The following is a 9,749-nucleotide window of genomic DNA, read 5'->3' as shown; positions in this document are numbered from 1 at the left end:
CACTTCACTACCTTGATTTTCGTGCGAAGTTGAATGGTTTTTGTTCAAAATGCCCGTGAACCCTTACCAGATGGGCGTTTTTGTGCTTTTATGACTCTTGTTTGGCGTGTTCTCCACTGGATACGCCCACTACCTGTTCGATAGATCGATGAGCCTGCCCATCCACCACACAACTACCAAGCCCTTTAATATACTACTGTTATAGAATTTTAGGTTTTCTTGGAACCGTTGGGGCTGTAAGGCTCACGCCACTTCACTACCTTGATTTTCGTGCGAAGTTGAATGGTTTTTGTTCAAAATGCCCGTGAACCCTTACCAGATGGGCGTTTTTGTGCTTTTATGACTCAAAACCATGGTTAAACCTATTCACTTGAAAAGCTGCTTTATTTTACGTTTTAAACACTCTCAATCCCAAACCATATAAAACTACCTAAATTGTTTTAAAACCCCTCAGAAACGATTCTGTGCATTTTTACGACTATTTCCACTAAGATGTTTTAATTAATTTGTCATTCAGCATGATTTCATCTAATTTTTCTAAGTTGCTGCTATCGAATTTATTTTCATATGCAACCGTAAATTTGCTTTGTTCATTAAGTGAATAAATTGAACCTAAGCGCTTTTTGCCTTGAAATACTACTTCAACATTTAAAATACCTTCTTTTTTCATCTCTGAAATATTCAAATCTAGGGAGCTTTTCTTTATATCTAGACATTCCGTTAAATTTTTCTGGCTAATAACCGTATCTGGATTGTCACGAATCCAGTCAATTAAACGTGTTCTCAACTCTGTTTTCTTCATGTAGACGTTCTGACTTATGTAGGTAGAGCGATACACGCTAAAGTTAAATGGATGCCCTGTAAGGCTCTCAATCCACTCTTTTGAAGCACCTGCATAACGGCCGCTAAATGCCGATTTTAAACAGCTACGAATTTCCGATTTCGTAAAACGCTTTAAAAACTTGCTCTTATCATTTGCAAGCTCATACCAGGTATTCAGGAAGAAGTCCTCTACTTCCTCCTTTTCCCTACCCAATGAATAGTAAAAGAGCGCAAGTGTAAAACATGCATGGTTTCTTAAATCGTTAATTTCACAGTTTTCTAGCGCTTTAATTGCTGGTGAGTGTAGCAGCTGTTGTTCGGTAAAATTAATCACTTGATTTTGTTGTTGATTGTGTTGCAATTCTTCCAGCCGCGCATTGATCGCCTCATACTCAAATAATTTTTTAAAGTCGTCAATGTCATACTCGTTGGAAGATGACTCGTATTCGTAAATATTTTTTTTAGGGATTCGGAACAGTTTATTAGCCACTGTTGCGGCAAAATCCGAACCTAACACGATGGAAAGGCGCTTAGCAATGCTCTCAAATAGCAATACATACTTACTCAATCCCGAAAGTTGTTTGATTAAGAAAGCGCATTGGTAGTTCCCTTCCGTTTTCGTTTCCCAAATAAAGTGTGGGTATAGATCCAGTTCGTTAAAAATGATATACGCTAGCTCATCAGGTGTATAATCTCGGTCTGTTCCGTCTTTTCGTAAGTCGAAATCTAATACGAAGCCGTTTAAGCTGCTTAGGTTTTCTTTCATGCGATACTTCGGGCTATTTACTTGATTGGTTGTGAAATACTCATAATATCCTGCGTTTTGAATGACTTTTTCAAGCGAATCACAAACAAATTTTACTTCTTTATCGCCGTCTTTTGTTGGTTTGAATTTTACTAGATGCACGAAATTATAAAATACGGTATCTGTATTTTTATATGGCTTTTTAACATTAAAATTATTTCGGAAGAGGGCTTGATAAAAATGGGCATCTTGAACCTGGATGCCCTGTTTTTGCGGCTCAAATACGCTAGTTTGATAGTCTTTAATGCGTGGCAAATGCTCCTGGTGAATCAGTTGAAGTAACGACATATACAGCACTCCATTCTCGGCAAAAAAAGCACTTGATCGTTTGTTTTTAACGATACAAGCGCTTTTCAATCCTAAATGGATATTTAATTTCACATGTTTTTCCTCTTGAAATCTTGCTCAACCTATAATAAATTAAAGGTTAAAGAATAAGATTCAAGTTATAGACAGTGAACAAAAGTGTTTGTATCGTGGGTGAGTCACGATGTAAGCATGTCTTAGCATAAGTTGGCGCTTAGCTAAGACCGCTGTCTTTTTTTGTTTTTCCGTTCAATTTTGTTATCTAGTATTATAGCAGTTCGATAGCAAGAAGTGGAATAAAATTATAATTAAGCGCCAACTTTTAATAATTTCTGTTACTGATCCACTTCCTAAAAGATGCTGAAAGTATAATAGCTTGCTAGATTTAATATTTTAAGAGCCGTTTTTAAAAAATTTTCTTTCTCGCTATTTTTTTAGCACAAGTTCCATTAGTACAAAATGATTAGCTAAAACCGTACATAACCATAGAAATACACGCCCTATTTTTTCGAAAAAAAGCACGGCTAATTTCTTGGTTTCACAGAAAACGAAGGTAATTAGTGTTAAAAATTAAACTACGTGGAGCAATTGTTTACTGTTTGCAAATAGCGCTCAAATCTTTACTTACTGAACAGCTGCTTAAATTCATTCACAATACGCTCTTCCTCGGCTGTAGTCGTAACACTAGAAATAAGAGGCTCATTATTTACTAAACGGGCCAGATCCGCAACATCTACTAACTCACTATCATTTAGACCAGCCACATTTACGCCTTTCTCATTAAAATACTTTTTAGCTTTTAACAGCTGAATAGCTTTCTGACCTTCCTCATTCGAAACAGCAGCAAAACTATTTGTTTTTTGTTCAGTTACATAAGCAGTTGGACCATGTTCTAAATGTAAAGTCATTGAATCACCTGTCTTTAATGTCACTTGAAGCTTATTTTTATCAATCTGATGAACGCTTTGAATATGGCTTGACTGAACAGGAATCAAAGCCGTTGCATTTCGCTCCTCAAGCGCCTTCAACAGTAAATTGGAATCAATACCATTTAAACCTTGCATACTGTGCTCACTCTTTTCCTTTTGTAATTTTTTATCCTTCGCCAAAACGGCTACAATTTTGAATTTGACCTTCCAAAAAATCGCTTTTGTAAATTTTTTAGCTGCTAAATTTCGTGAAATTGAGGTGAAATCACCTGTTTAACGCTCAAAAACACGCCTTTTTAGGCGGTCATTTCGCTTTCATTAACGGTTTTTTATTCTACTCAAAATCCCTAAAATAACAGCTAAACCCTTGATATATCTATGTTCTTTTTTCAGAGAACGATTATTTCCCAAGATTTTTAAAGCGAAACCGTTAATGACCTTTTCAATTTACTAACTAGACAACCCGTGGGCTCGAAAGCACCCGCTAGAAAGGTAAAACTCCAGAAGAACCTATGCAAATATACGAACACTCCCAACCAATAACACACACACACAAACCATTGATGTATAAGGCTTTAAAGCACTTTAATAATTATTTGATGCGAACACTTTCAGCAAGGCTTGACACGTCCAACTGCTCTGCTCACCTCGTATACACTTCAATACATAGTGAGTTACTGTCGAAAGATACGCTCTATCCCTTGTCCTTCAACATTTCAAAGCCCTCTATTTTTTCTCAACTTCACACAGCCGTCATTGTAATTACTTGTGTCATTCTTACACCATTTGTTTTATTTCAGCACCATTTTAGCCGCACATCCTAGCCACCTACACATAGCTTAGAAGATAACCAAATCATCAATCGCCTTATCCTTACTCTCTTGTGTTAGACCAATATACCTAAGCGTGATAGACTCCTTCGAATGATTGAATATATCCATCAACAAAGCTATATTGTGTTCCGAACTACTATACATCCAGTAACCAAATGTCTTGCGCATCGAATGACAGCCAATCTGTTTCAATCCAAATTTTGAAGCCGCTTCACGTAAAATGGCATAAGCACGTTCACGAGTAATTGGCTTATTCTCTCCCACTCTACTTTTAAAAAGATATTCATAACTTTCCTTACCTTCCGTATAGCTTGTATAGATTTTCAACAAGATTGGTGAAATTTTTATTCGCTTGCTCTTACCTGTCTTACCTTCTTTTAATCTGATATGTGTCTGTCCCTTCACATCAAATACACGTAACTCTAAAATGTCAGCTATACGCAACCCCGTATAAATGCCTGTACAGAACAACACATAGTCACGCTCATTCTTACTTTTCAAATATTCTGCAATCCCTTTTATTACATTTTTGTCTGTTATCGGTTGCACTACTTCCATGGCGCTCACCTCCTTTCAGGGATAAAAAAACTCACAAGCATTTAAACTTGTGAGCCTCCATTCATCCCTCAAAATACTTATTTTTTACCTAGATTGTTTTCAATGGATGCCATAGCTTTTGCATTGCGTTCTTCACGCTCACGAGCCGCTTTCAATTTTTGTTCCTCTTGTTCACGCTGCCATTGTTCAGTTCTTAAACGTTCCTTCTCAAGATAAGCAGGAATAAAATCTTCAAAGCTAATATTTTTTGTGCTATCTAACCAGGCCGAGAAAGCGGAACGCTTTTCGTTCTCTGTTTTCAGTAGCTGCAAGGTTTGGTCTGTAGCAAATAAAGATAATTTATTATTTTTAATAAGTTGATCAATACCTGTTAACTCGCGTTCACGAGTGCCTAAAAGGAATAATCTACTCGCCTTTTCAATTGGCTCAATCGCTTTTTCTACCGCTGCTTTTAAAGTTTTTGCTAAATCTGATAAATCAGGCTTAGCCGATGAAACAACTGAATCAAATTCGTGTAATTTTTTCTTTAAGGCTAATCGCTGCTCTGGTAGTGATAAACCTACACGACTTGTGCTGAAAGCATTTAATTTAGCCTCTAATGTTAGGCGACGTGTGCTGTGTTCTGTAATTTCGCGCTCTAATTCTGCAATTTCCGCTTCATCTTCTGTAACTACTAATTTGTCAGCAATTTCCGCCTGTTTTTTCAATAAATCATCAAGCTCTTTTTTAATAATGTTGGCTTTACGCTTACGTAACGCAGCTTTTACCTTTACATCATTTAAAATTGATTCAACTTGCCCGAAAATATCATTTTTTGCTGTTTTATATTCAGTTTTCAGACCTTCATTTTCCTCAATTTCTCCAGCAACGAAATCTGAAATTATTTGAACGACTTCCTCTAGTGTTCTTTCCATGTTATTTCCTCCTAGTAAATCCTCGATTTTTCTTTTTGCTGTCTCCATTACTACTCGCATCTTTATTCCCATCCACCTTTTTTCAAATCAAACATTGTATGAAGGTTCGTTTGACTATTGGTTTTGAATCCAGTTGCATCTAAAGCTAGAATTCTTGTATCAAGTAAAGGACATAACTTGTGTCCAAATGTTTTACGAAAACTCGTAATAGTGATTCCCTTTAAATTCAATTCATCAGCTGCTGCTTCTACAATTTGATTTGCTTCAATAAAACTCATATACGTTCCATCTTCTTTTTCCAATACAGACTTCTCTTTATTCGGTTGTTTATCGCAAAACTCCTGAATATAAGACTTGATGTTCTTTACTACTAGTACTTTCCGTCCTGTACCTTTATAAATTTGGGTACCCAAATGAATTCTTTCTTTTGATAATTCTGCTACGGTTAGGCTTCTTAATTCCTGAAACCGCGCCCCTGTGTATGCGCCTAATAAGCACGCTACAAATACAATTTGATCTAGTTTTTTTATGTTGTTTAGTAAGGCTCATAATTGATCTCTATCATTAATCACTCTAGCTATTTTCATTATCCTCCCACCTTCTTTTCAAAATTTAAAAATTTATTAATAAAATAAATCTGACCTTTTCCGGTAACCTTACTGGTGCGAGTAATCTGAATCCCACTGGATCTATTAATAGTCGTTTCTTTAACTTCAAAGAGACCCAAATTCATACTTTTTTGGCTAGGAGTATTATAGTCAGCACCCAATTTCTTAATGAGATAGCCATTTTCACGGAGCCATTGAAACAGCCCTTTTTCACCGATTCTTACGCCGTTTTGGCTTATCAATTTAGCTAGTTCTCTTATTAAAATTGAGGTACTACTTGCTGCTACCGATTCAGCAAATAAAACTTTAGGCTGTTGTTGTATTAACTGGTGACTTTGCTCTTCTATTTTCATACGATTTTTTTCAATAGTTCGATTGGCCAATAATAAAGCTTTTGCCATAATAGAGGCTTCATCATCCTCACTCGTTAGGTTTAAGTAACCACCATTTCTTCTTATGGAAGGAATGACCTCCATCGCTAACCAGTCTTGAAACATTTCAGCAACTTCATTTGAAGCTTTAAAAGCTAGCTTATAAACAAATGGCTCTGGTACAAGCGACCCTTTCCCCACTTGTGGAGAATTTTTAGGGAGATATTCATTCACTCGCTCCCAACGAATATATTCAACACCATTTTTCTTTTGAGTAATGCCTAAGCATCTGGCCACTTTCTCTACATCAAAAAGTATTTGATCATCTTCAATGGTTGCAGCTACCTCAAATAATTCATTTTTATAAAGTTGCAAGAAGCTCATAATTTCACTCCTTCTTCCTCTAATACTTGGTCAAGAGCTATTAAAATTCTCTGCATTTTTGAATGTTCAACCTCAATTCGTAACCAAGCGATTAACGTTTTTTCATGAATACCTATCTTTTCTGCGATTCGCCATAACGGAACTTTGCCTTTTTTATCCCAAAATTCTTTGTTTCTCGTACGTTTTGACGAGTAATCCATAACCGCACCCCCTAAAATCAATTGCTACCACTACCACTACTACTGTATAATTACATTATATAAACATTCCATACCTTTAGTAGGTATAAATTGGCGTTTATACGTAACAAGAGTAACGATTTTAGGAGGAATTTTAATGTATATTCCGCGATACTATGTATTAAGTGATGTAGACTTCGATGAATCTACTTTCAATCATGCTTATATGGTAAAAACAGAAAAACTGTTAAGTGATTTTTCGGATGAAGATAGTAAAAGGCATTTTAGTTATTGGGATAGATTAGAGTACGATGTATGTTCGGAATACTATATTGTGGATTCGGGAAAGAAATCGTTTAAATCGAAAGCTTTTTCTTGTAAAGGATTAGCTGAGCGATTTAGCAGATTAAAATATTTGCATCAAATTGAAGAATTTGCACATGAATATGGACTTTTAGGAATTCCATATCCAGAATTGGATTCTTTAGATCCAAAAGATTCAACAATTAATCTTGGAATAAGTGGATTTAAAGTTGAGCCTAGCAACTTATGGTTAGATGAAATTGAAAATATAAAAAAACTTATGAAACTATACTCCATTTTAAAAAAATATCGCTCCGGCTTTTTAAACGAACTAGATGAAACATTATTTGATTATAAAGAAAATAAAAGGTTTGAAGGTCATTATTCGATTACCTGGTACGACGGGGTTGATACTTATGTGCCTATTCAATACGAAGACATTGAAAATGCGAGTTTAGAGACGATTTATAGAGAGGTTTTAGTAAGCTCGATTGAGCAGAAGATAGCGAAATCCGTTTATTTAAGCTCTAAGTTTATAGATAGCCCTAAAACACCAATCGGTTTTTATGCTTTAGAAATTCGCTATTCTCAAAGTTTATTAACAGCGATTTATTATGATTTATGGTCAAAAATAAAACAAAACGAGGATATTGATTTTTGTGCAAATCCTAACTGTAACTTACCTTACGAAAAAAAACCTCGCCAAGAATATTGCCAGAACTCTTGTAAACAAGAAGCGTATCGTATACGTAAAAATGCCGAAAGAAATTTATAACAAACAAAAAAGGTATGAGCTCTTTTATCCCTTTTCCTTGAAAATAAAATTAAAAAGAAAGAGCATAGGCGAATACGCTTATGCTCTTTCTAATGGATATTTGCGGATGCTATCAATATGATTGAGTATTTCCAGTGGATCTGCTGCACGTTTAATTTTATCCATTAAAAATTCAGTCTCTATATTCCAATCAAAATCAACCTTTAATTGTTCACCTATATATAAAATACCTACTTTTGTCTCAACACATCCAATAAATAAAATGGCAGCGTTCAAACGCTTGCTAATCATAGTGCACATTACTTGTTCTTCTGACATATACGCTTCTAATTTTTCAGCTAACATAATTAGTCCTCCTTAATGGAAAAGGAGGCTCATTCAATAAAGAATGGCTCTCCTTTTAACAGCATGTATTATTTATTTTCGTTTAAAACCTTATAAACCGTGCTTCTACCTATATTGAACTCTTTCGCTATGTCTGTGGCACTTTCTCCAGCTGCATATAAAGCTTTTACTTGTCGCTTTGTCTTTTCCTCTAATTTAGGTCTGCCGCCTAATTTCCCACGCTTCTTAGCAGCTTCTAGCCCCGATTTAGTACGTTGTCGAATTATGTCTCTTTCAAATTCAGCAAAGACGGCCAACATTCCAAACATAGCTCTACCAGTTGGAGTAGTCGTATCGAAGCTATCGTTAATACTTACAAATTCCACGCCTTTTTCTCGAAGCTGGTCTGTTAGTTCATACAACTCTTTTGTACTTCTTGCTAATCGGTCTAGCTTATAAATAACAAAAATATCTCCACTTGTAGCCGCTTTTAATGCGTGCACCAGCTGCTCACGTTCCTTCTGACGACTACTAATTTTTTCACTGTACATAATGAGCTCCATGCCCTTTTCTTTTGCATAGCGTTCAATAGCTAAAAATTGCATGTCTAAATTTTGCTCATCCGTACTAACACGACCATAACCAATAATTCTTCCCACTGATATTCACCCTTTTTCTATTTACTCATACGTTTTATATACTTATTATTATGTACGAGTTTATAGACAAATACAACGAGAAAAAGCACTCTGAAACGTTATTTTTCAGAGTGCCTAGGAAGTGTCTACAAAAGGAAGGTTTTATGTACATCAATAAATTTAATTTGAAGGACCATTAATTGATGGATTCCTTATTTTCTCACGTTTTTCAATTTTTACTGGAGCCTGGTCTTTTATAAATTTTTTACCATCTGAATGCTCTGTTATAGGTTCGATTAAAAATGTAGTTGGTATGTAATACGTTTGATTGTCCTTTTTTAAAATACCTAATTGTATGTAGCTTTTAGTGGTCGATTCATACAGTAATATATCAATACTCGTTATATTATTAACAACAGTTGTATAATAAACTGCCTCGGCATTTTCAAGTAATGTATGTATTTTATAGAAATTGACCATTTTATCACGCATATCAGAATAAGCACCTTTATTTAATGCCTTTAGTTTAGGTTTGGTAATACTACCGTCTTTAATTCGAACATAGCCTTTATTTCCTTTATACAGCTTTACTTGATAAGAATGTTTACCAAATTTCTTTTCAGCTGGTTTATGTAGACCTATCAAATGACAAAAATTATCTTGGTTAAATTTTATTTCAATTTCACTACCATCTTCAAATCTAATGGAATAAATATAGGGCACTAAATAGGCTTCGTAATATTCCGTTAAAAGTAGAAGGTCTACCTTATCTAAGGTCGGTGTTTCCTCTAATTCAGCAAAAGTTTTTACGTCCATGTCTCAACCTCTATAAAAAATAGCCCTGATTTTACAACCAGGACCATTTCGAAAATTATTTTGATCAGCTTAGTAGCGTAACTGGTTTGTATCTATCCCCAGTCAGGACAATTTGAAGCGTTCAAGATATTAACGTCCCTTGAACATCGGGAATGTGATGCTACTTTTCACATGGTACTAGGAC

Annotated in this window: 11 protein-coding genes; 1 reads left to right on the top strand and 10 read right to left on the bottom strand. The window is 35.2% G+C overall.

The genetic code is table 11. The features are described from left to right. Positions 1-487: 487 nt before the first annotated feature. From ACIQVU_RS19380 to ACIQVU_RS19350, 7 genes are all read right to left on the bottom strand, one after another. On the bottom strand, positions 488-2,008 hold the full coding sequence (locus ACIQVU_RS19380; protein WP_402896866.1) for a hypothetical protein: 1,521 nt from the start codon (positions 2,006-2,008) through the stop codon (positions 488-490). 545 nt (positions 2,009-2,553) lie between these two features. After that, a complete protein-coding gene (locus tag ACIQVU_RS19375; RefSeq protein WP_402896864.1) occupies positions 2,554-2,997 on the bottom strand; it encodes a hypothetical protein in 444 nt (147 codons plus the stop codon). Between the two features lie 704 nt (positions 2,998-3,701). After that, positions 3,702-4,253 (bottom strand): site-specific integrase, encoded by a 552-nt coding sequence (locus tag ACIQVU_RS19370; protein ID WP_402896862.1) that lies wholly within the window; start codon positions 4,251-4,253, stop codon positions 3,702-3,704. A 77-nt stretch (positions 4,254-4,330) separates the two neighbouring features. Further along, positions 4,331-5,167 carry a hypothetical protein gene (locus ACIQVU_RS19365; protein WP_402896860.1) on the bottom strand — a complete coding sequence of 279 codons (837 nt, stop codon included), beginning with the start codon at positions 5,165-5,167 and terminating at the stop codon, positions 4,331-4,333. Between the two features lie 62 nt (positions 5,168-5,229). Further along, on the bottom strand, positions 5,230-5,580 hold the full coding sequence (locus ACIQVU_RS19360; RefSeq protein WP_402896858.1) for a site-specific integrase: 351 nt from the start codon (positions 5,578-5,580) through the stop codon (positions 5,230-5,232). A 173-nt stretch (positions 5,581-5,753) separates the two neighbouring features. Then, positions 5,754-6,530, bottom strand: coding sequence for a phage antirepressor KilAC domain-containing protein (locus ACIQVU_RS19355; protein ID WP_402896856.1), 777 nt, complete (start codon positions 6,528-6,530; stop codon positions 5,754-5,756). Continuing rightward, positions 6,527-6,730 carry a hypothetical protein gene (locus ACIQVU_RS19350; RefSeq protein ID WP_402896854.1) on the bottom strand — a complete coding sequence of 68 codons (204 nt, stop codon included), beginning with the start codon at positions 6,728-6,730 and terminating at the stop codon, positions 6,527-6,529. Before ACIQVU_RS19350 ends, ACIQVU_RS19355 begins: the two co-directional genes overlap by 4 nt. Positions 6,731-6,866: 136 nt before the next feature. Here ACIQVU_RS19350 and ACIQVU_RS19345 point away from each other — a divergent pair, with 136 nt between their 5' ends. Next, entirely contained in the window at positions 6,867-7,787 is a 921-nt protein-coding gene (locus ACIQVU_RS19345; RefSeq protein WP_402896852.1) for a hypothetical protein, read from the top strand. Positions 7,788-7,865: 78 nt separating this feature from the next. On the opposite strand, the gene ACIQVU_RS19340 is transcribed toward ACIQVU_RS19345, so the two are convergent. The 3 genes from ACIQVU_RS19340 to ACIQVU_RS19330 form a co-directional block, all read right to left on the bottom strand. Beyond that, the gene (locus tag ACIQVU_RS19340; protein WP_402896850.1) at positions 7,866-8,132 is read right to left on the bottom strand and encodes a hypothetical protein; all 267 of its coding nucleotides are present in this window, start codon (positions 8,130-8,132) and stop codon (positions 7,866-7,868) included. 68 nt (positions 8,133-8,200) lie between these two features. After that, positions 8,201-8,770 (bottom strand): recombinase family protein, encoded by a 570-nt coding sequence (locus ACIQVU_RS19335; RefSeq protein ID WP_402896848.1) that lies wholly within the window; start codon positions 8,768-8,770, stop codon positions 8,201-8,203. Positions 8,771-8,929: 159 nt separating this feature from the next. Next, positions 8,930-9,565, bottom strand: coding sequence for a PBECR4 domain-containing protein (locus tag ACIQVU_RS19330; RefSeq protein ID WP_402896846.1), 636 nt, complete (start codon positions 9,563-9,565; stop codon positions 8,930-8,932). Positions 9,566-9,749: the final 184 nt, after the last annotated feature.

Origin of the sequence: Lysinibacillus sp. NPDC098008 (assembly GCF_044760715.1) — a bacterium.
Taxonomy (GTDB): Bacteria; Bacillota; Bacilli; order Bacillales_A; family Planococcaceae; genus Lysinibacillus.
The sequence above is the reverse complement of the archived record's forward strand: the minus strand, read 5'-3'. Positions and strand labels throughout refer to the sequence as shown.